Source organism: Streptomyces griseomycini, from assembly GCF_014203535.1.
In the GTDB taxonomy this organism is placed as follows: domain Bacteria; phylum Actinomycetota; class Actinomycetes; order Streptomycetales; family Streptomycetaceae; genus Streptomyces; species Streptomyces griseomycini.
This window is the reverse complement of sequence record NZ_JACHJI010000015.1, coordinates 1-22091: the sequence shown is the minus strand read 5'-3', so window position 1 is coordinate 22091 and position 22091 is coordinate 1. Positions and strand designations below refer to the sequence as shown.

The 22091-nt window shown below is 72.5% G+C and carries 18 protein-coding genes; 11 read left to right on the top strand and 7 right to left on the bottom strand.

The annotated features are described in order from the left end of the window. The first annotated feature begins 273 nt into the window (after window positions 1-273). The 8 genes from FHS37_RS31200 (at window position 274) to FHS37_RS31165 (ending at window position 10872) form a co-directional block, all read left to right on the top strand. Entirely contained in the window at window positions 274-4053 is a 3780-nt protein-coding gene (locus tag FHS37_RS31200; protein ID WP_184827424.1) for a sensor histidine kinase, read from the top strand. Window positions 4054-4062: 9 nt separating this feature from the next. Next, complete coding sequence (locus FHS37_RS31195; protein WP_184827623.1) at window positions 4063-4476, top strand: roadblock/LC7 domain-containing protein; 414 nt, start codon at window positions 4063-4065, stop codon at window positions 4474-4476. A gap of 111 nt (window positions 4477-4587) precedes the next feature. After that, complete coding sequence (locus tag FHS37_RS31190) at window positions 4588-4983, top strand: DUF742 domain-containing protein (protein WP_184827422.1); 396 nt, start codon at window positions 4588-4590, stop codon at window positions 4981-4983. After that, entirely contained in the window at window positions 4964-5554 is a 591-nt protein-coding gene (locus FHS37_RS31185; RefSeq protein ID WP_184827420.1) for a GTP-binding protein, read from the top strand. The genes FHS37_RS31190 and FHS37_RS31185 overlap by 20 nt, the downstream gene beginning before the upstream one ends. 380 nt (window positions 5555-5934) lie before the next feature. Further along, complete coding sequence (locus tag FHS37_RS31180; protein ID WP_184827418.1) at window positions 5935-9219, top strand: nitrate- and nitrite sensing domain-containing protein; 3285 nt, start codon at window positions 5935-5937, stop codon at window positions 9217-9219. A 10-nt stretch (window positions 9220-9229) separates the two neighbouring features. After that, complete coding sequence (locus FHS37_RS31175; protein ID WP_004983065.1) at window positions 9230-9643, top strand: roadblock/LC7 domain-containing protein; 414 nt, start codon at window positions 9230-9232, stop codon at window positions 9641-9643. A 94-nt stretch (window positions 9644-9737) separates the two neighbouring features. Beyond that, a complete protein-coding gene (locus FHS37_RS31170; protein WP_184827416.1) occupies window positions 9738-10310 on the top strand; it encodes a DUF742 domain-containing protein in 573 nt (190 codons plus the stop codon). After that, window positions 10291-10872, top strand: coding sequence for a GTP-binding protein (locus FHS37_RS31165; protein ID WP_026084856.1), 582 nt, complete (start codon window positions 10291-10293; stop codon window positions 10870-10872). Before FHS37_RS31170 ends, FHS37_RS31165 begins: the two co-directional genes overlap by 20 nt. A 151-nt stretch (window positions 10873-11023) precedes the next feature. Here the strand turns inward: FHS37_RS31165 and FHS37_RS31160 are convergent, their stop codons facing one another. The 3 genes from FHS37_RS31160 to FHS37_RS31150 form a co-directional block, all read right to left on the bottom strand. After that, window positions 11024-11218, bottom strand: coding sequence for an acyl-CoA carboxylase subunit epsilon (locus tag FHS37_RS31160; RefSeq protein ID WP_184827414.1), 195 nt, complete (start codon window positions 11216-11218; stop codon window positions 11024-11026). A gap of 17 nt (window positions 11219-11235) precedes the next feature. Continuing rightward, entirely contained in the window at window positions 11236-12819 is a 1584-nt protein-coding gene (locus tag FHS37_RS31155) for an acyl-CoA carboxylase subunit beta (RefSeq protein WP_184827412.1), read from the bottom strand. Between the two features lie 370 nt (window positions 12820-13189). Next, window positions 13190-14050: an SDR family NAD(P)-dependent oxidoreductase gene (locus FHS37_RS31150; RefSeq protein WP_184827410.1), complete on the bottom strand. Its 861-nt coding sequence runs from the start codon at window positions 14048-14050 to the stop codon at window positions 13190-13192. 327 nt (window positions 14051-14377) lie between these two features. On the opposite strand from FHS37_RS31150, the gene hpnR reads away from it, so the two are divergent. Further along, window positions 14378-15877 (top strand): hopanoid C-3 methylase HpnR, encoded by a 1500-nt coding sequence (hpnR, locus tag FHS37_RS31145; protein ID WP_184827408.1) that lies wholly within the window; start codon window positions 14378-14380, stop codon window positions 15875-15877. Window positions 15878-15904: 27 nt separating this feature from the next. Further along, entirely contained in the window at window positions 15905-16798 is an 894-nt protein-coding gene (locus FHS37_RS31140; RefSeq protein ID WP_184827406.1) for a DMT family transporter, read from the top strand. Between the two features lie 19 nt (window positions 16799-16817). Here FHS37_RS31140 and FHS37_RS31135 read toward each other — a convergent pair whose 3' ends face one another. Continuing rightward, a complete protein-coding gene (locus tag FHS37_RS31135) occupies window positions 16818-18098 on the bottom strand; it encodes a glycosyltransferase (protein ID WP_184827404.1) in 1281 nt (426 codons plus the stop codon). Window positions 18099-18243: 145 nt separating this feature from the next. Here FHS37_RS31135 and FHS37_RS31130 point away from each other — a divergent pair, with 145 nt between their 5' ends. Beyond that, a complete protein-coding gene (locus tag FHS37_RS31130; RefSeq protein ID WP_184827402.1) occupies window positions 18244-18849 on the top strand; it encodes a YceI family protein in 606 nt (201 codons plus the stop codon). On the opposite strand, the gene FHS37_RS31125 is transcribed toward FHS37_RS31130, so the two are convergent. From FHS37_RS31125 to cimA, 3 genes are all read right to left on the bottom strand, one after another. After that, complete coding sequence (locus tag FHS37_RS31125) at window positions 18836-19141, bottom strand: isochorismatase family protein (protein WP_184827400.1); 306 nt, start codon at window positions 19139-19141, stop codon at window positions 18836-18838. The two genes, FHS37_RS31130 and FHS37_RS31125, sit on opposite strands and share 14 nt — an antisense overlap. 203 nt (window positions 19142-19344) lie before the next feature. Continuing rightward, window positions 19345-20700 (bottom strand): hypothetical protein, encoded by a 1356-nt coding sequence (locus FHS37_RS31120; RefSeq protein WP_184827398.1) that lies wholly within the window; start codon window positions 20698-20700, stop codon window positions 19345-19347. A gap of 115 nt (window positions 20701-20815) precedes the next feature. Continuing rightward, window positions 20816-22091: citramalate synthase (cimA, locus tag FHS37_RS31115; RefSeq protein ID WP_184827396.1), on the bottom strand; the 1276-nt coding region annotated here is incomplete at its 5' end.

Here is a 22091-nt window from a genome sequence, read left to right as displayed (position 1 = left end):
CGGGTGACCCGACCCTCACGCGCTGTCATGTATGTCACGGGTAGACCCACGGGCCTTGTTGGAGATCCTGCACTGTGCTGGAATTCCACGGACCGCCGCAGGATCGAGCCGGCGCACAGGGGGCGCACAAACGCGCCGAGTGGCGGCGAGATGGGGGAACCAGCGCCGGTCACTCACGACCACCACGGGGCGTATTCAGGGCGCCCCTATGACGCCGACACCGTGCCCAGCCGTTCACGCGGAGGGGCGCCTGGTTCAGAGGTTGCGACGCTAGTGCAGGGACGTTTCAAGAGGGATGGCAGCGCTTCGGCGGAGCCGGAGCCGCACGGCGGGACTGGCCCGATGGCCGTCGGCTCCTCGCCCCAGCACGCCCAGAACCAGGGACCGGCCACGTCCGGAGACAGCGGCGAACGGACCGGTCGCCCCGGTGCGTCCGTGGGGCCCGCGGGCCCGACCCCGGCCGCCGAGAAGGGCCCGACCGGCCCCGGGCCGCGAATAGCCCTGCGCAACTGGCGCATCTCGACCCGCCTGGTGTCGCTGCTCGCCCTCCCGGTGGTCGCGGCCACCTCCCTGGGCGCGCTGCGCATCAACGAGTCGATGGACGACATCCAGCAGCTCGACAACATGAAGCTGCTGACGGACATGACCAAGCAGGCCACCGAACTGGCCGCCGCGCTCCAGGAGGAGCGCGACCAGTCGGCCGGCCCGCTGGCGCACGGCGGCAAGGCCACCGACTTCACGGTCAAGGGCTACCGCGAGAAGACCGACCGTGCGATGGAGAACTTCGTCCTCAGCTCCGAGGAGATCGACGACGCGGCCAAGGACGGCAACCTCAAGGGCGTCCGCGACAACCTGGTCCAGCTCACCGGTGAGCTGGGCGACATCGCGAAGATCCGCAACACCGCCTACGCGTCGGAGCGGAACTCCACGCAGACCGTCGAGGCGTACCACCGCCTGATCGAGAACCTGATCGACCTCTCGCAGGACATGGCGGAGGCGACCAGCAACCCCGACATGATCCAGCGCACGCGTGCCCTGGCGTCCTTCTCGGCCGCCAAGGAGTACGCCTCGATCCAGCGCGCGGTCCTCGCGGCGGCGCTGCCCGCCAGCAACACCACCGTCGGCAAGCTCACCGAGAACGACCGGCTCTACGCCGAGTCGGCGCTGACGAGCCAGAAGTCCGAGATCCGCAGCTTCCGGAGCATCTACGGCGAGGCCCCCGCCGCCGAACTGCTCCAGCCGATCGAGGACGGCAACAACACGATCAAGGCCACCGACGAGTACGCCGGGCGTGCCCTGGCCTCGGAGTTCGGCCTCGGGTCGGTGGGCAAGCGGTCCTACCGGGACTGGCTGGACGACAGCTCCACCAAGATCCAGCAGATGAAGAACATCGAGCTCCACCTGCTCGAGGAGATGGAGCAGAAGGCCCGCGAGCTGCGCAACGCCACCGAGCGCGACGCGATCATCTCCGGTGTCCTGATCCTGATCGTGCTCGGTGTCTCGCTGGTCGGCGCCTTCGTCGTGGCCCGCTCCATGATCCGCTCGCTGCGCCGGCTGGAGGAGACCGCGACCAAGGTCGCCCAGGAGCGCCTGCCCGAGCTGGTCAAGCAGCTGTCCGAGTCCGACCCGCAGGACGTCGACACGTCCGTGGAGTCGGTCGGTGTGCACTCCCGGGACGAGATCGGCCGAGTGGCCGCGGCCTTCGACGACGTGCACCGCGAGGCGGTCCGCCTCGCCGCCGAGCAGGCCCTGCTGCGGGGCAACGTCAACGCGATGTTCACCAACCTCTCGCGCCGCTCCCAGGGTCTGATCCAGCGCCAGCTGTCGCTGATCTCCGAGCTGGAGTCCCGCGAGGCCGACCCGGACCAGCTGTCCTCGCTGTTCAAGCTGGACCACCTGGCCACCCGCATGCGCCGTAACGGCGAGAACCTCCTCGTCCTCGCGGGTGAGGAGCCCGGCCGCCGGTGGACCCGCCCGGTCCCGCTGGTCGACGTGCTGCGCGCCGCCGCGTCCGAGGTGGAGCAGTACGAGCGCATCGAGCTGGCCGCGGTGCCGTCCACCGAGGTGGCCGGCCGGGTCGTCAACGACCTCGTGCACCTGCTCGCCGAGCTGCTGGAGAACGCGACCTCGTTCTCCTCCCCGCAGACCAAGGTCAAGGTCACCGGTCACGCGCTGCCCGACGGCCGCGTGCTGATCGAGATCCACGACACCGGTATCGGTCTGTCGCCGGAGGACCTGGCGGCGATCAACGAGCGGCTCGCCTCGCCGCCCACCGTGGACGTCTCCGTCTCCCGCCGCATGGGTCTGTTCGTGGTCGGTCGTCTGTCGCAGCGCCACGGCATCCGCATCCAGCTCCGCCCGTCCGACTCCGGTGGTACGACCGCGCTGGTCATGCTGCCCGTCGACGTCGCCCAGGGCGGCAAGAAGCCCCAGGGCCAGCCGGGCGCGGGCGGCGGTGGTCCCGCCGCCGCGCAGGCGGCCGCCGGTGCCGCCGCCGCACGGCGCGCCGCGGGTGCCGGTCAGCCCGGTGGCGGTGCCCTCGGCGCCGGCGCGCCCGGCGGCGGCCGGCTCGGCGCCGGTCAGGGTCCGCGGGCCGCGCTGCCCGGCCGGGACGGTGCCGGACGACCCGATGGAGCGCGGGGGCCGCAGGGTAATTCCACGCCGTCGCTGTTCGACCAGGGGGCTCCCTCCGCACCGCCGCAGGGACGTCCGGCTCCCGCCGGTGCCGGCTTCGGCGGCCAGGCGCCCGGCGCCCCGCAGGGGCTGCAGGCCGCGGGTCCGGGCGGAACGCGGGACCGGGACGCCTTCGCCGGCGGCCGGGGTCAGGTGCCGCAGCAGCGCGGTGACGGCAACGCCGAGCGGGGCCGTCGTCCGCAGCTCCCGCCGCGCGGTGGTGCGCGCGCCGAGCTGCCCGGCGGTGACCAGCAGCAGCCGCGCGTGCCCAGCTGGAGCGACGAGAACGCCCAGCCGCCGGTGCCGCGCGCCTCGCTGGACACCCCGCGCGGCCACGAGGAGCCGGACGTCTCCCGGACGTCCGCCATGCCCCGGTTCGACGACCGGCAGGGACCCGGCTCGACGGCGGAGATCCCCCGGTTCGACGACCGGCAGGACGCCGGCTCGCCCGGCTACGGCTCCCCCGGTGCCGGCATCGCGCAGAACACGGGCCAGTACGCCCAGCCCGGTGGTGCGAACGGCGCCCAGAACACGGGCCAGTACGCCCAGCCCGGTGGCGCGAACGGCGCCCAGAACACGGGCCAGTTCGCCCGCGGTGACGTCTTCGGCGTTCCGCAGGGCCGGCCGGGCGGTCAGCAGGACCCGTCCACGACGGGTCAGTTCGCGGCCCCGCAGGGCTACGACAACGGCTCCACCGGCCAGTACCCGGTGCCGGGCCAGGACAACGGCGCCACGGGCCGGCACTCCCTCCCGCAGCCTCCGGGCTCCGCGGACCCGGCCGCCACCGGCCAGTTCGAGCGTCCGCAGCAGAGCGGCGCGCACGGAGCCGACCTCGGTGCCCCGCGTCCGCCGGCCCCGCAGCAGCGGCCGGTCCGGCGCGAGCCCGAGGCGCTGCCCCCGGCGTCCGGTCCCGGCGACGGGCGCACGCCGCTGTACGACACCCTGGAGACCAACTGGTTCCGCGGTGGCGGCGGGCAGGAACAGGGCAACGGCTCCGCTCCGGCACCGCAGCAACCCCAGCAGTCCCAGCAGTCCCAGCAGTCCCAGCAGCCGCAGGGGCCCACCGGCCCGCAGCGGTCCGCACCCCCCGCCTGGCGCAGCTCGCCCAACGACGAGCTGGTCCGGCAGGCCGAACGCGTCCGGCAACCGGCCGCGGGCGGCGTCACCACCTCCGGCCTGCCGCGCCGGGTGCCCAGGGCCAACCTCGTCCCGGGCACGGCTCAGCAGCAATCGCACCAGAGCGGTCCCCAGGTCTCGCGCGCCCCCGATGACGTGCGCGGCCGACTGACCAATCTCCGTCGGGGTATCGCACAGGGCCGTCAGGCGGGATCCGCCCAGACCGGCAGCTTCCCGCGGCCCACTCACCAGCAGGAGCGTTAGTTGAGCCCGATGAGCCAGGCGGCACAGAACCTCAACTGGTTGATCACCAATTTCGTGGACAACACCCCCGGGGTGTCCCACACCGTCGTCGTGTCCGCCGACGGTCTTCTCCTGGCGTTGTCCGAGGGCTTTCCGCGCGACCGCGCGGACCAGCTCGCGGCCGTGGCGTCGGGACTGACCTCCCTGACGGCCGGCGCCTCCCGGATCTTCGAGGGCGGCGACGTCGCCCAGACGGTCGTCGAGATGGAGCGGGGGTTCCTCTTCCTCATGTCCGTCTCGGACGGATCGTCCCTCGCCGTCCTGGCGCACCCCGAGTGCGACATCGGCCTCATCGGCTACGAGATGGCGCTCCTGGTCGACCGCGCGGGGGCGGTCCTCACCCCGGACCTGCGCGCCGAACTACAGGGAAGTCTGCTCCACTGATCGGCCCCGGCACCACCCGTCTCACCAAATCACCGTCCGGCCGCCACATTCCCCCCACCGGCCCCGTCAGACGGCTTGACTTACCGACTTGCTGTCCCGCCCGGAGGATTCATGACCCCGCCCACCGCCTCTCATGATCCGTACGCGGAGCCGTACGAGGACGAGGGCGACCAGCCGCTGGTCCGTCCCTATGCGATGACCGGCGGCCGGACCAGGCCGCGCTACCAGCTGGCGATCGAGGCACTGATCAGCACGACGGCCGACCCGGCAGTGCTCATGGGGCTCCTCCCGGAGCACCAGCGCATCTGCCACCTGTGCCGTGAGGTGAAGTCGGTGGCCGAGGTCTCGGCGCTGCTCAACATGCCGCTGGGCGTGGCCCGGATCCTGGTGGCGGACCTCGCCGAGGCGGGCCTCGTCGCCATTCACCAGCCGGGCGGCGACGAGGCGACCGGCGCCCCTGATGTGACACTGCTCGAAAGGGTGCTCAGTGGACTTCGCAAGCTCTAGCGGCGGGGCGGTCTCCGACAGCCGTTCCACCACGTCCGCGAAGATCGTGGTGGCGGGCGGCTTCGGCGTGGGCAAGACCACGTTCGTCGGCGCCGTCTCGGAGATCAACCCGCTGCGCACGGAGGCCGTCATGACGTCTGCTTCGGCGGGCATCGACGACCTCACCCACACCGGGGACAAGACGACCACCACGGTCGCCATGGACTTCGGCCGCATCACGCTCGACCAGGACCTGATCCTGTACCTGTTCGGCACCCCCGGCCAGGACCGCTTCTGGTTCATGTGGGACGACCTGGTGCGCGGCGCCATCGGCGCGGTCGTCCTCGTCGACACCCGCCGGCTCGCCGACTGCTTCCCCGCCGTCGACTACTTCGAGAACAGCGGACTGCCGTTCGTCGTCGCGCTGAACGGGTTCGACGGGCAGCAGCCCTACCAGCCGGAGGAGGTGCGCGAGGCGCTGCAGATCGGCCCCGACACCCCCATCATCACCACCGACGCCCGCCACCGCGCGGACGCGAAGAGTGCGCTGATCACGCTGGTCGAGCACGCTCTCATGGCGCGTCTCAGGTAGGTTCAAATCAGGCGCGGCACACGGCAGTTGTCGTAGACCATGTCCCGGAGCCGGCTGTGTCCTTTGACACGGTCGGCCTCGGTGTTCATAACGTTTCGGCAGAGGAATCGGACGAGGCCCGACACTCGACGCGGTCGAGCGGTATCACTGTGCGCACGAACCTCCTGCCTTTTGCCGGGGCTCGCTCTGTATGACCGTTTTATCTGGGGCTTACCTCACTCGGATTCCCCGCTCTCCACTGTTTGGAAGAGCGCTGGTCGGCATGCTGGAATGCCTGAACTGCCCATTGGTCAAAGACGCACTCAGTAGTCGATGGCATGCCGGGCTCTGAGACACTGCGGCACAACGTTGGTGCCGACCGCCGAGAGGTTGTTGGTCGAGTGAGGCGAAGCAAGAACAGTCCCGAGCCGTCGGCCCGGGGCAACTTCACCCCGCCGCCGCGTGCAGCGGCCCCCACCCCCGCGCCCGGTGCCGAGCCGTCGGCCGCGCCCGCCCCGAGCGGCGGCCGCCTCACCCCGCGCAACTGGCGGGTGACGACGAGACTGAACGCGATCCTCCTCCTCCCCGTGCTGGTCGGCCTGGTCATGGGCGGCTTCCAGGTGAAGGGCTCCATCGACACCTGGAACGAGGCCGAGGACGCGGAGAACACCGCGCGCCTGGTGCAGGCCTCCCTCACCTACGCCAACGCCCTCTACAACGAGCGGGACGTCACGGCGACCCCGCTGCTGCAGGGCAAGGGCCAGCAGGACTCCACCGTCACCGAGGCCCGCGCGGCGACCGACAAGGCCGCCGACGCCTTCGCCGCGGCGACGCAGAACATGCCGGACAAGGCGGGCCTGGAGCGCCGGCTGGAGCTGTTCCGCGAGGTCGAGCCGAAGCTCACGGCGCTGCGCGCGGGCGCATACACCTCCAAGCTCAAGGGCGTGGAGACCGAAGAGGGCTACGTCGAGGTGGCCAACCCCCTGATGCAGTTCGCCAACGAACTCGGTCTGGGCACCGGCAACATCACCAGCTACGGCCGTACGGTCTACGCGATCTCGCTGACCAAGGCGGCGGTGTCGCTGCAGCGGTCCATCGGCATGCACCTGCTGGTGAAGCCCGGCCCCACCGACAGCCAGCTCGCCAGCCAGCGCGTCGCGCTCTCCTCCTACGCCTACCTCGAGGGCATCGCCGTCCGGGAGTACCTCGGCGGCGGCACCGCGGACGACGCCGCCAAGCTGGACAAGATCGCGCAGGAGATCGAGGCCGACGGCAAGGCCATGGCCCAGGAGGCCGCGCAGAAGGACCCGGACTACGTCCCGCCGCCGGCCAAGCCGGAGACCATGATCGCGGAGCTGGCCAAGCTCGACACCACGGACCCGTCCGGCCGCGCGGAACTCGCCGGACAGGGCATCGCCCCCGAGAACTGGTGGGCGGTGAACACGCTCAAGTTCGACGGTTACCGGCAGATCGAGTCGGACCTGGCCGACACCGCGGTGGACGAGGCCGCCCAGATCGCCGACGACGCCCAGCGCGACGCCTACATCACCGGTGCCGCCGTCGTGATCGCCCTGCTCGCCGCGTTCATCCTGGCCGGCATGGTGGCCCGCCAGATGAGCCGCTCCATGCGCCAGCTGCGCAACGCCGCCTTCGGCATCGCCGAGCAGCGGCTGCCGATGCTGGTCGACCAGCTCTCCCGCACCGACCCCGGCCGGGTCGACACCCGGGTCACACCGATCCCGATCACCTCCACGGACGAGATCGGCGAGGTCGCCCGCGCCTTCGACCAGGTCCACCGCGAGGCGGTGCGGCTCGCCTCCGAGCAGGCGCTGCTGCGGGGCAACATCAACGCGATCTTCACCAACCTGTCGCGCCGCAACCAGTCGCTGATCGAGGGCCAGCTGACCCTGATCACCGACCTGGAGAACAACGAGGCCGACCCGGACCAGCTGGAGAACCTCTTCAAGCTGGACCACCTGGCCACCCGTATGCGCCGCAACGGCGAGAACCTCCTCGTCCTCGCGGGCGAGGAGCCCGGCCGCCGCTGGGACCAGCCGGTGCCGCTGGTCGACGTGTTGCGCGCCGCCTCCTCCGAGGTGGAGCAGTACGAGCGCATCGAGCTGTCCGGCGTCCCCGACGCCGAGATCCACGGCCGGGCCGTGACCGACCTCGTGCACCTGCTCGCCGAGCTGCTGGAGAACGCCACGACGTTCTCCTCCCCGCAGACCAAGGTCCGCGTCACCGCGACCCGTCTCCCCGACGGCCGCGTGATGATCGAGATCCACGACAAGGGCATCGGCCTGACCGCCGAGGACTTCGCGGACATCAACCACAAGCTGGCCAACCCGCCGACCGTGGACGCCGCGATCTCGCAGCGCATGGGCCTGTTCGTGGTCGGCCGGCTGTCCGACCGGCACGGCATCCGCGTCCAGCTGCGTCCCTCCGGCGAGCAGGCCGGTACGACCTCGCTGGTCATGCTGCCGGACGCGATCACCCACGGTGGCGGCGGCGAGCAGCACCCGGAGCGCGACGAGTTCACGGTCTCCCAGATCATCCCGGAGCAGAACTTCCGGGGCGAGGACTTCAACCAGCCCCTGCGCACCGCGGCGGAGCTCGGCTTCGACGACAGCCGCTACGCGGAGGTCCCGGACGACATACGCGACCTGGACCCGGTCGGCCGTTCCCTGATGCGCGAGGAGCGCCGGGCGGCCCTGGAGGCCCAGGCACAGCCCCAGCAGCCCGAGTTGACCGCCCCGAACGGTCAGGAGGCCCCCGAGGCGTCCGCGTACCCCGACGAGTTCGCCGCCCCGCAGGGCTACGGCGACGGCCAGGGCTACGACGAGGGCCAGGGCTTCGACGGCGGCTACCAGGAGCAGCAGACCGGCGGGTACGACCGGCAGGCGTACGACAACGGGCAGCAGGCGGCCTACGAGGAGCAGCCGCAGCAGGCGGCGTACGGCGAGGACTACTACGCGCCGAGCGGCCACCTGCCGCAGAGCGGCGCCTTCCCGACGAACGGCGGCTACCCGGACCCCTCCTACGCGGAGCCGGCCCGGGAGGACCGCTCGGCGGCGGACGCCTCCGAGTCCTTCCCCTCCTTCGCCGAGCGGCGCCGGGAGGACGACTGGCCGCAGCAGGACGGCTACCGCAACGGCTACCCTGCCCAGTACCCTGCGGGTGCCCAGGAGTCGGAATCCGCGCAGGCCGCTGACGCAGGTGAGCGGGACAGCGTAGGCTTCGACCGTCCGGGACCGGCCCCCTCCGAGGTCCACGACCTGACCGACGCCGGGCTTCCCCGCCGCGGATCCACCGCGAGCGGCGCGAACGGCACGGGCGGCGCACGGCGCGTGACCCAGGAGCCGCCGGCCTCCACTCCGGAGAACGACGGTGACGGCAGCTGGCGCTCGGCGAACGACGAGCGCTGGCAGCAGGCCTCGCAGCTCCGGAAGCCCAAGGCGGGCGGAGTGACCTCCTCCGGCCTGCCCCGGCGGGTGCCCAAGGCCAACCTGGTCCAGGGTTCCGCCGAAACCACTCCCCAGGGAGGCCCACAGGTCTCCCGCGCTCCGGAGGACGTCCGGGGCAGGCTGAGCAACCTGCGGCGCGGTGTCCAACGGGGCCGCACCGCAGGCAGTGAAACGAACGGCCAGGGCTTCGGTCCTGACAGCACCTACAACCAGGAGCGTTAGTGTGAGCCCGATGAGCCAGGCGGCACAGAACCTGAACTGGTTGATCACCAACTTCGTGGACAACACCCCGGGGGTGTCCCACACGGTGGTGGTCTCCGCCGACGGACTCCTTCTGGCGATGTCCGAAGGCTTCCCCCGCGACCGCGCCGACCAGCTCGCGGCCGTCGCCTCCGGTCTGACGTCTCTGACGGCAGGCGCCTCCCGGATCTTCGAGGGCGGCAGCGTGAACCAGACGGTTGTGGAGATGGAGCGGGGATTCCTCTTCATCATGTCCATTTCCGACGGTTCGTCGCTCGCGGTTCTCGCACATCCGGAGGCGGACATCGGCCTCATTGGGTACGAGATGGCTCTTCTGGTCGACCGTGCCGGTACGGTCCTGACCCCGGATCTCCGAGCGGAGCTCCAGGGGAGCCTTCTCAACTAGCAGACGGACGGTGCGTTCCGGCGTCCCGTGGCCGTAAGGTTTCGGGACGCGGCTCCACAATGATGGATGCCCGGCACAGTCGGAGGAGGAGAAAGTGGCAACACCCCCAGGCAGTTCGTCTTCGGGCAACTGGTCGTACGGCCCTGCCCAGGGGCAGAACGACGCCGCCCAGAGCGGATACGGCTACCCCTCCGCCCCGAACCAGCAGCAGCCGTACGCGCCGCAGGGCCCCGGCCCTTCGCCGTACGACCAGCCGCACGCGCCGCGCATCCAGCCCGTGCAGCCGCAGCGCCGCACCCCCGAGCCGGCGCCCGCCGGGGCGTCGAACAACCCACTGGTGCGTCCGTACGCGATGACGGGCGGCCGCACCAGGCCGCGGTACCAGCTCGCCATCGAGGCGCTGGTGCACACCACCGCGCAGCCGCATCAGATGCAGGGCCAGCTGCCCGAGCATCAGCGGATCTGCAACCTCTGCCGGGAGATCAAGTCGGTGGCCGAGGTCTCGGCCCTGCTGACCATTCCTCTCGGCGTGGCCAGGATCCTCGTCGCCGACTTGGCGGAGGCGGGACTGGTCGCCATCCATCAGCCCGGCGGCGACGAGAACGCCGGCGGCCAGCCAGACGTGACACTGCTCGAAAGGGTGCTCAGTGGACTTCGCAAGCTCTAGCGGCGGTCCTTCCCGCTCCACCACCTCCGCGAAGATCGTGGTGGCGGGCGGCTTCGGCGTGGGCAAGACCACGTTCGTCGGCGCCGTCTCGGAGATCAACCCGCTGCGCACGGAGGCCGTCATGACGTCTGCTTCGGCGGGCATCGACGACCTCACCCACACCGGGGACAAGACGACCACCACGGTCGCCATGGACTTCGGCCGCATCACGCTCGACCAGGACCTGATCCTGTACCTGTTCGGCACCCCCGGCCAGGACCGCTTCTGGTTCATGTGGGACGACCTGGTGCGCGGCGCCATCGGCGCGGTCGTCCTCGTCGACACCCGCCGGCTCGCCGACTGCTTCCCCGCCGTCGACTACTTCGAGAACAGCGGACTGCCGTTCGTCATCGCGCTGAACGGGTTCGACGGGCAGCAGCCCTACCAGCCGGACGAGGTGCGCGAGGCGCTGCAGATCGGCCCCGACACCCCCATCATCACCACCGACGCCCGCCACCGCGCGGACGCGAAGTCGACGCTGATCACTCTCGTGGAGCACGCCCTGATGGCACGCCTGCGCTAGTCGTCCAGCCGTGCGACAGCCCCCTGCGGCCCCCGGGCTGCCGGGGGCTGTCGCACGTCGTCACAGCCCCGCGCCCCTGGGGGGCGTCGCCCCGGTCGGCGGCACGCGAAGAGGCCCCTCCTCGTGGAGGGGCCTCCGGTGTTGCCCGGGGTCAGCGCCAACTGTGCGGGGCGCGGAAGCCGCCCTCGCGCTCCAGGCGGCGCCAGCCGGCCTTCGCGCGCCCCCGGTGGGCCGGGGTCGCGGTGGCGGGGCGGGCGGCCGCGCGGGCGAGCAGGATCGCCGTGATGGCGGCGACTTCCTCGGGTTCGGCGTGGCCCTTCTCGACGCGGATGTCGGGAGTGGTCATGGGAGTGGCTCCTCGGGTCACTGCGGCGGGTTGCCGTGCTTGCGGGAGGGCAGGTCGGCGTGCTTGGTCTGGAGCATCGCCAGCGAACGGATCAGCACCTCGCGGGTCTCGGCGGGGTCGATCACGTCGTCGACCAGGCCGCGCTCGGCCGCGTAGTAGGGGTGCATCAGCTCGGCCTTGTACTCCTTGACCATCTTCTGCCGCATGGCCTCGGGGTCCTCGGCCTGGGCGATCTGACGGCGGAAGATGACGTTGGCCGCGCCCTCCGCGCCCATCACCGCGATCTCGTTCGTCGGCCAGGCGTAGGTGAGGTCGGCGCCGATGGACTGGCTGTCCATGACGATGTAGGCGCCGCCGTAGGCCTTGCGCAGGATCAGCGAGATCCGCGGCACGGTGGCGTTGCAGTAGGCGTACAGCAGCTTGGCGCCGTGGCGGATGATGCCGCCGTGCTCCTGGTCGACGCCGGGGAGGAAGCCGGGGACGTCCAGGAAGGTGATGATCGGGATGTTGAAGGCGTCGCACATCTGCACGAACCGGGCGGCCTTCTCCGAGGCCTCGATGTCCAGGACGCCGGCCAGGACCTGCGGCTGGTTGGCGACGATGCCGACGACCTGGCCGTCCATCCGGGCCAGCGCGCAGATGATGTTGCGCGCCCAGCGCTCGTGGACCTCCAGGTACTCGCCGTCGTCGACGATCTCCTCGATGACCTTGGCCATGTCGTACGGGCGGTTGCCGTCGGCCGGGACCAGGTCGAGCAGGACGTCGCTGCGGCGGTCGGGAGCGTCGGCGGCCTCCGCCCGGGGCGGGTTCTCCCGGTTGTTCTGCGGGAGGAGGGAGAGGAGGTAGCGCACCTCGTGGAGGCACGTCTCCTCGTCGTCGTAGGCGAAGTGGCACACGCCGGAGGTCTCGGCGTGCACGTCCGCGCCGCCCAGCCCGTTCTGCGTGATCTCCTCGCCGGTGACCGCCTTGACCACGTCCGGGCCGGTGATGAACATCTGCGAGGTGTCCCGGACCATGAACACGAAGTCCGTCAGGGCGGGGCTGTAGGCCGCGCCGCCCGCGCACGGGCCGAGCATCACGCTGATCTGCGGGATGACCCCGGACGCCTTGGTGTTGCGCTGGAAGATGCCGCCGTAGCCGGCCAGCGCGGAGACGCCCTCCTGGATGCGGGCGCCGGCACCGTCGTTCAGCGACACCAGCGGCGCCCCGGCCGCGATGGCCATGTCCATGATCTTGTGGATCTTCGTGGCGTGGGCCTCGCCCAGCGCGCCGCCGAAGATCCGGAAGTCATGGGCGTAGACGAAGACCGTGCGGCCCTCCACCGTGCCCCAGCCGGTGATCACACCGTCCGTGTACGGCTTCTTCTCCTCCAGACCGAAGCCGGTGGCCCGGTGCCGGCGCAGCTGCTCGACCTCGCGGAAGGACCCCGGGTCCAGCAGCAGCTCGATGCGCTCCCGCGCGGTCAGCTTGCCCTTGGCGTGCTGCGCCGCCGTCGCCTTCTCGCTCGGTCCGGCCAGTGCCTGCGCACGGATCTCGTGCAGTTCGGCCACGCGTCCGCGCGCGTCGGTCGGCTCGCCCGGCGCCTCATCCAAAACGGTCATGTAGTGACCTTACGAAGCCCACCGGGGAATGCGAGCCGTCGACTCCACACAGTCTCCGGGGCGTTTTCCTGGTGCCCTTGAACAGAACCACGGCCGCATGCAGGCGTTCCGACTGCTCAGAGGGCGTACGGCTTGTAGGGGTCGCACAAAGCCGCCGGCTGAGAGTCCCCTCACATCCAGGGGCGGCACATGCCTCCTCCGGAGTGACGCGCGGGCGCAGATGGCCGCCTGTGGCCGGGATCTCCGCGGAATCACCGGCCCGCGTGCGGGGTGTTCCCGGATGATCTCCGGCGGTTCGCCCGTTCGGGTCGGTTCGCTCCCGTAGAGCGTAGCGGTACGGCCGTGGTGGCGGACCGGCGCACTCGGTCCTTCACCCGAAGCGGTTCAGGAGCCGGCGGTAGAGACCGGGGGTGAGGCCGCGCACCCGGCCCGGGAGGGTGAGCCAGGTGGGGACGTAGGCGTCGTCGCGCCCCCGGGAGACCGCGTCCCAGACCACGCCCGCGACGCTGCCGGGCGAGGCGAGGCGGGGGCGGGAACGGTCGTACGGCCGCCCGCGGCGGGCGAAGAAGCGCGTCTCCACGGGGCCGGGCACGACGAGCGTCACCCCCACGCCCGTGCCGCGCAGTTCCTGCCGGAGCGCCTCGGCGAACACGGCGAGCCCGGCCTTGGCCGCGGAGTACACCGCTTCCTCCCGCACGCCCACACAGCCGGCCACCGAGCCGACGAGGACCACCCGTCCCCGGCCGGCCGCCACCATGGAGGGCAGGACCTCCCGTACGAGGTGCAGCGTCGCGTTGAGGTCCAGGAACAGCACCCGGTCGATGTCGGTGTGCGGCATGGTCTGGAACGGCCCCGCCCAGCCGATGCCCGCCCCGGCGACCAGCACGTCGATCCGGCCGGTCTGGCGCAGCGCGGCCTGGGCCAGCAGTCTCGCCCCCTCCGGGGCGGCGAGGTCGGCGGGCAGGAGGACCGCCGAGGTGCCGGCCGCCGTCTCCTCCAGCCGGCGCCGGTCCCGCCCGCTGAGCAGCAGGTGCCAGCCCCCGGCGGCGAAACGCCGCGCCGTGGCCGCGCCGATGCCCGAGGACGCCCCGGTGACGAGGGCGACGGGCAGGCCCGTGGAGGGCGGTGGCCCGTGCCTGCGCGCCGCGGCCGCGGTGGGTGCGGTGGGCCGGGCACCGCGTGCGGAGTCCGCCGGGGGATCGTAGGTGGAGCCGGAGCCGGTGTGGGTCACGAGTCGGTCTCCCTGCGCTGTCGCTGCTCTGGTCTCGTGGTCGCTGCTCTGGTCTCGTGGTCGCTGCGGGTCCTCGTCATCCAGGACACCCCTACTGCGGTGCACCGCGCCAGTGCTGGAGCCGTGCGCCCGGGCCCGGCTCCACCCGGTCCGACGCGCGTCGTTCGCGGCCGCCCGCGCTCCGCGCGCCGTACGGCAGGACCACCCCTGCGTGCCGCTCGGTGCCGCCATGCGGGTGTACCGGAGGTACGCGGCACGGGTTCGCCGGGATACGAAGGGAACACCCTTCCGTCTCCGGTTCCGTCCGGCTCCCGTGGCGAGGTCACCTTGCGTCTGCTGCTCGTCCACCCCAGCGCCCTGATGTACTCCGAGATCTTCCTCCGGCTCGAACCACTGGGCCTGGAACGGGTGGCGGGGGCCGCTCGTGCGGCCGGTCACGAGGTGCGGGTCGTCGACCTCCAGGTGCTCCGCCTCGGGCGGCTGCGGGACGAGGTGCGGTCCTTCCGTCCGGAGGCGCTCGGCATCTCGCTGAACTACCTGGCGAACATCCCCGAGGCGATCGCGCTGGCGGCGCGGGTGAAGCAGGAGGTGCCGGGCTGCTTCGTCTTCCTCGGCGGGCACAGCGTCTCCTTCGTCGCCGAGGAGGTGCTCGAGCAGGCGCGGGGCGCGGTGGACGCCGTGGTGCGCGGCGAGGGGGAACCGGCGGTCGCGCCCCTGCTGGAGGCGGTGCGCGACGGCGGGGTGGAAGGGGTGCCGGGCGTCGTCACGGCCGCCGGACGCGGGCCCGCGCCGCTGATGCTGCACGGCATCGACGTCCCGCTCCCGGCCCGGGACCTGATGCGGGGCCGGCGCCGTTACTTCATCGGCGAGCTCGACCCGTGCGCCTCCATCGAGTTCACCCGCGGCTGCCCCTGGGACTGCTCGTTCTGCTCGGCCTGGACGTTCTACGGCCGCAGCTACCGCAAGGCCTCGCCGGAGGCGGCGGCGGAGGACCTGGCGCGCATCCGCGAGCCGAACGTGTTCGTCGTGGACGACGTGGCGTTCATCCGGCCGGAGCACGGGGACGCCATCGCCGCGGAGGTGGAGCGGCGCGGCATCCGCAAGCGGTACTACCTGGAGACGCGCGCCGACGTCCTGCTGCGGCACCCGGAGGTGTTCGAGCGGTGGGCGCGGCTGGGGCTGCGCTACATGTTCCTCGGCATGGAGGCGATCGACGCCGAGGGCCTGGACCTGTACCGCAAGCGGGTCAGCCCCGACGAGAACCTGAAGGCGCTCGACACGGCGCGCCGGCTCGGCATCAAGGTCGCCATCAACCTGATCGTGGACCCGGCCTGGGACGAGGAGCGCTTCCGGGTGGTGCGGGAGTTCGCGCTGGCCGTGCCGGAGATCGTGCACTTCACCGTGATGACGCCGTATCCGGGCACCGAGATCTGGCACACCGAGTCGCGCCGGCTCACCACCCGCGACTACCGCCTCTTCGACATCCAGCACGCGGTGGTGCCGACCGTGCTGCCGCTGGAGCGCTTCTACGAGGAGCTGGTGCGCACCCAGGCCGTCATCAACCGCAAGCACCTGGGACTGCGCACGGCGTTCGGCGCGGCACGGGTGCTCACCCGCAACCTGCTGCACGGACAGACCAACTTCGCCCGCATGCTGTGGAAGTTCAACCAGGTCTACAACCCGCGCCGGCAACTCGCCGACCACGCCCGGCCGGTGCGCTACGAGCTGCCGCTCCCCCAGCACCTCGACGTCGGCGACCGGCGCATGCTGTACGTCCACACCCGGGGCACGACGCAGGGCGCGCCGACCCGGCGGACACCGGACTAGGACCTGTCGCGGGAGGCGGGTCGTCCCATGGTGATCGCCGTCCTCGCCTCGCTGGCCGCCGGCGTCTGCTTCGCGGTCGCGGGCGTCCTGCAGCAGTGGGCGGCGGCGGCCCGGCCGGACGCGGAGGCGCTCACGGCGCGGCTGCTGGGACACCTGGCGCGGGATCCGCTGTGGCTGAGCGGCATCGGGCTGGCCGTGGTGGCGTACGGATTCCAGTCGCTGGCGCTGGCGTTCGGGCCGCTGGCCCTGGTGCAGCCGCTGATCGTCGCGGAACTGGTCTTCGCGGTCCCGCTGTCGGCCCGGCTGCACCGGCTGCGGCTGGGGCCCAGGGAGTGGCTGGGCACCTGTGCGGTGGCCGCGGGTCTGGCCCTGGCCCTGCTCTCCGCGCGCCCGCACGGCGGTGACCCGCGGGCGGTCGACCTGCTCACCTGGCTGCTGGTCGTCGGCGTGATCACGGCCGTGGTCTGCACCATCCTCGCGGTCGCGCGGGTGCTGACCGGTCCCTGGCGGGCCTCGGCCACGGCGCTCGCCGCCGGGGCGGTCATGGGCACCCAGTCCGTCCTGCTGGCCGTGACCGTGGAACACCTCCGGGACGACGGGCCGCTCGCGGCCCTGGCCGCCTGGCAGACGTACGCGCTCGTCGCGGCCAGCGCGGGGGGCCTGCTGCTCATCCAGAGCGCCTTCCAGCAGGGCCCGCTGGCCGCGAGCATGACCGTCCTCGACGCGACGGAACCGGTGGTCGCGGTGACCGTGGGCACGGTCCTGTTCGGCGAGGCGATCCACACGGGCTGGCCGGTCTCTGCGGCGACGGTGGCGGGGCTGGCGCTGGTGGGGGCGGGGATCGTGAGCCTGGACACCTCTCCGGTGGTCATGGCGCTGCACGGGCGACGCGGGAGGGGCGGGCGGGACCGGACGGCATGAGCGGTCGCGGGTCCGGGACTCACCTCCACGCGGTGCCCGGGGAACGGGGGGACCAGACCGGGAGCAGGTCCTCCTCCAGCACGTGGTCCCACGAGCGGTGGGTGTTCCTGGCCGTGGCCGCGGCCCGTCGGCGCACCGCCTCCCGTCCGGCGGGCCGGTCGACCAGCGCGCACAGGGCGTCCGCCCAGTCCCGTGGGTCGTCGTGGCGGACGACGATCCCGTCCCGGCCGGGCGCGGTCAGCCAGCGGGTGGTGTGCGCGCCCTCGGGCAGGACGACCGCCAGGCCGCACGCCATCGCCTCGGCGACGACGTTGCCGATGGTCTCCGTGCGGGACGGGAAGGCGAAGACGTCGCAGCCCGCGTACACCCGTGCCAGCCGGTCCTGCGGGAGCGGCCCGAGCAGGGTGACGTCCGGGCCGAGGGCGCGGCGCACCGCTTCCGCCTCGGTGCCCGAGCCCGCGACGACCAGGTGCGCGGCCCTGCCCCGGGCGCGCAGCAGCCGCACGCTCTCGGTCAGCAGCGGCACCCCCTTCGTGGCGTCCAGCCGCCCGGCGAACAGCACCAGCGGGCGGTCGGCCGGCAGGCCGTACTCGCGCGCCAGCCGGGCGCGGGCGGTGCGGTCGGGCCGGAAGAGGTCGTGGTCGATGCCGCGGCGCAGCAGGGCGACCCGGTGCGGGCCGAGGGCGCGGGCGAGTTCCGCGCGTCCTTCCGGGGTCGGGACCAGCACGTGCTCGCAGCTGCCCAGCAGCCGGTCCCGCCGCCGCCGCAGCCGGGTCTCCGCCCCGTCCGCGAGGAGGTCGCCCACCCGTGGCGGGGAGCCGGGCAGCCACCGGCCGGCCAGGTAGCGGGCGTAGACGGCGGCCAGCAGCGGGACGTCGGTGTGCACGGAGCCGACGAGCCGTGGCCACGGGGCGCCCCGCCGGGCCGCACGGCGGCCGAGCCGTACGGCGGTGGCGGCGAAGGCGAAACTGTGGGTCAGGTGCCAGACGTCGTGCCGGGGCAGCAGGGCCGCGAGCCGCGGGTGGTACGGCGCGAGGTCGCAGACGTCCTCCGCGCCGTCGGCCGACCGCACCGCCGCCGTGCTGAGCACCGGTCGGAGCATGACGAACCGGACGTGCGGGGCGAGGGGCTCGACCCGCTCCCGGTCGCCGAGGAAGTAGACGGTCAGGTCCAGTCCGGTGCCGTCGGGCAGGCGTCCGGGGAGGCGGGCGGCACTGCGCGCGAAGTGCTCCCAGCACTTCACATGGCCACCGGACGTATCGCGCCGCAGCAGCTCCACGAGAACGGCGACGGAGGGCACGATCAGGCCAGTACCACCCTTCCGAGTGCCTCAATCGCGACACCCTCGCCAAAGATGTTGAACATTGAAGGGAATGGGTCTACGGTGGGCCGCGTTGAATTAGTTGAAAATTCAACGTGATCTCCCCGTTCTCAGGAGGAACACCATGGGCGTCTTCAACCGCAGGAACGACCAGACCGCGACCGCCACGGCCGCCGCCGTGAGCCCGGACCTGGCCGCCCTCACCGGCGAGTACACGATCGACCCGGCGCACACCACGATCGGCTTCGTCGCCCGGCACGCCATGGTCACCAACGTCAAGGGCAGCTTCCAGGACTTCACCGGCACGCTGCGCCTCGACGGCACCGACCCGTCCAACTCGACGGCCACCGTCGACGTGGTGATGGACAGCATCGAGACGGGCAACGCCGACCGTGACGGCCACCTGAAGAGCGCGGACTTCTTCAGGACGGACGAGTTCCCGACGATGACGTTCCGCTCCACCGAGGCGGAGGCCCTCGGCGGCGACGACTACCGCATCACCGGTGACCTGACCATCCTGGGCACCACCCGGCCGGTCACCATCGACCTCGAGTTCAACGGCGCCGCGAAGGACCCCTTCGGCAACGAGCGCGTCGGCTTCGAGGGCAAGGCGGAGATCCTGCGCTCCGACTGGGGCCTGACCTGGAACGCGGCGCTGGAGACGGGCGGCTTCCTGGTCTCCGACAAGATCAAGCTGACCTTCGACATCTCGGCGATCAAGCAGGCGTGAGCTCCGCCGCCCCCTCGGGGGCACCGGAGCCCACCCCGGCGACGGCCCGGCCCCGGACACGGCGCCCGGGCCGGCCGATCGACCCGGCGGAGTCCGCTCCGGACCGTTCCGACGGTGCGTGCCCGTCGGCCACGACCACCAGGTCGTACCCCCGGCCCGGCGCCCGCCGGGCCGCGGTGCCCGCGCGGACCCCGGTCGCGCACCCCGTGACGATCACCTCGGTGACGCCGAGGCCCTCAGCCCCGGCCGAGCCCGGTGTCCGGGACCCGGCCGGGATCGTCCCGTCGGCCACCGGCCCTCCCGCGCGGGGCGTCGGCCCGGGCACGACGCACCGGCCCACCACGCAACGGGCCCCGCAGCGCGGGCGTGCCTGAGCCGCCCGTCCCTCCCCGGCCGTCCGCTCGCTTCTCCCCCGTGCCGGAGCGGGCCGGACCGAGGGCGGTCCATGGCCGCCGGCGGACCGGCGGCGCCGGAACCGGGCCGGTCCTCCCCGCGTCAGAACCCGCCGCCGAAGTCCCCGCCGCCCCCGCCGAAGCCGCCCCCTCCGAAGTCCCCTCCACCGAAGCCGCCGCCGAAGTCCCCGCCGTCGAAGTCCGCGCCGGAGACGTCGCCGCCCTCGTAGCCGCCGAAGTCGCCGTAGCCGGCGCCGTAGTCGGCCGCGTAGGCGGGACCGGCCATCATGCCGCCGAGCATCGTGCCGACGAGGAGGCCGGGCAGCAGGCCGCCGCCGAAGTAGCCGCCGACCCAGGGACCGTAGGCGGGGCCGGCGTCCCAGTAGGGGCGGCGGCCGTAGTCGGTGTCGACCTCGCGGACCATCGGGTCGCGGCCGTCGGTGAGGCGGGCCCGGTCGGCCGCGCAGACCGGGACCTCGCGGGCGGCGCCGCCCGGGGGCGTCCAGGTGGCGTCGGCGACCGAGGGGCCGTGGCGCGGGTCGAAGAAGCAGGGCGGGCGGCGCTCCGGCAGCGGGCGGCCCTCACGGCGCGCGGCCAGCCGGGCGAGGGCGAAGCGCCCGTCCTCCACGGCCTGGGTGACGCCCCGGACGTCCTCCGGTTTGCGGGCCTCGGCCATCAGCCGCTTGGACTGCTCGTAGGCGTCGAGCGCGTGCGCGTAGTCCGTGCGCATCGCGTCGTCCGCGCCGGGCTCGGCGGGGTGGAAGTCGAGGCGGTCGAGCTCCTCGCCGAAGGCGGTGATGTCCTCGTCGACCACCACCCGCAGCTTCTCCAGCGAGGCCCGCTGCTCCTCCTCGTGGCGGCGCCGGTTGCGGCGGGACAGGGCGTACACGCCCGCGCCGCCGGCGGCCAGCAGGGCACCGACGGTGACCAGCCCGCCGACGGGGACGTCGCCGCCTCCGCCGCTCCAGGAGTTCGGCGCCGACCCGCCGATGTTGCGCAGCGCGTCGTCCACGAAGTCGTTCAGCTGGGCCTTGGCGTCGCCCGCGCCCTGCGCGGCCGCGACCAGGTTCTGCACACCCTGGCGGCTCATCACGCTGCTGTCGGCGCGCGCGTCGAACTCGTCGCCGAGGCGGATGCCGTACAGCCCCGTGACGCCGGTCTCCGTGCGCAGGTCCCGGAAGAGGCCGTCGGTCGGGTAGTCCGCCGGGAGGACTGCCACGAAGACCGGTTTGTCCGCTTCCTCGATCTTGTCGGCGAGGGCCTCGGCGTCGGACTCCGCCAGGATGTCCGTGGCCTCGGGGTCGACGTAGACGGGGCTCTCGCGCAGCTCGCGGGCGATGGTCGAGAGGTCGGTGGCCGCGTGCGCCCCGGGCGCACCGGCCATGAGCACCGCCAGCGCGGCGGCGATCGGCACGATCAGCAGGCGTACGAGGAGCGTACGCGTCGGCGCGGCCTTCATACGTACGAAAGTACCCAAATGGGCGATTAACAGACATCGGGTAACGGACATCGGGCCCGACGGGGGTTTCCGGTGACGCCCCCGCCGGGCCCGTTCTCCTCGGCCCCGGCGCTTCCTACGCGGCCGGTTCCACCCCGGCGCGCAGCAGGCCGTAGGTGTACGCGTCCTCCAGCGCCTGCCAGGAGGCGGCGATGACGTTGTCCGCGACGCCCACCGTGGACCACTCCCCCGCCCCGTCGGACGTGGAGATCAGGACCCGGGTGGTGGAGTGGGTGCCGTGCTTGCCCTCGAGGATGCGGACCTTGTAGTCGACCAGCTCCAGCTTGGCCAGCTGGGGGTAGATCCGCTCCAGGGCGACGCGCAGGGCGCGGTCCAGGGCGTTGACCGGGCCGTTGCCCTCCGCGGTGGCGACGATGCGCTCGCTCTTGGCCCACAGCTTCACCGTGGCCTCGTTGGCGTGGCTGCCGTCGGGGCGGTCCTCGACGATCGCGCGCCAGGACTCGACCTCGAAGTACTTCAGCGGCCCGCCCTCGGCCTCCGCGCGCAGCAGCAGTTCGAAGGAGGCGTCGGCGGCCTCGTAGGTGTAGCCCTTGAGCTCGCGCTCCTTGACCCGCTCCACGACCCGGCCGACCAGCTCGCGGTCGCCGCCGAGGTCGATGCCGAGCTCCTTGCCCTTGAGTTCGACGGAGGCGCGGCCGGCCATGTCGGAGACCAGCATCCGCATGGTGTTGCCGACCTGTTCGGGGTCGATGTGCTGGTACAGGTCCGGGTCGACCTTGATCGCGGAGGCGTGCAGGCCGGCCTTGTGGGCGAACGCGGAGACGCCGACGTAGGGCTGGTGGGTGGAGGGGGTGAGGTTGACGACCTCGGCGATGGCGTGCGAGATGCGGGTCATCTCGCGCAGCCGGCCCTCGGGCAGCACCTTCCGGCCGTACTTCAGCTCCAGCGCGGCCACGACCGGGAACAGGTTGGCGTTGCCGACCCGCTCGCCGTAGCCGTTGGCGGTGCACTGCACGTGGGTGGCGCCCGCGTCGACGGCGGCGAGGGTGTTGGCGACCGCGCAGCCGGTGTCGTCCTGGGCGTGGATGCCCAGCCGGGCGCCGGTGTCGGCCAGCACGGTGGCCACCACGGCCTGGACCTGCGCCGGGAGCATGCCGCCGTTGGTGTCGCACAGCACCACCACGTCGGCGCCGGCGCCGGCGGCGGCGCGCACGACCGCCTTGGCGTACTCGGGGTCGGCGCGGTAGCCGTCGAAGAAGTGCTCGCAGTCGACGAACACCCGCCGGCCCTGCTCCCTGAGGAAGGAGACCGTGTCGCGCACCATCGCCAGGTTCTCCTCCAGGGTGGTGCGCAGGGCGAGCTCGACGTGGCGGTCGTGGGACTTGGCGACC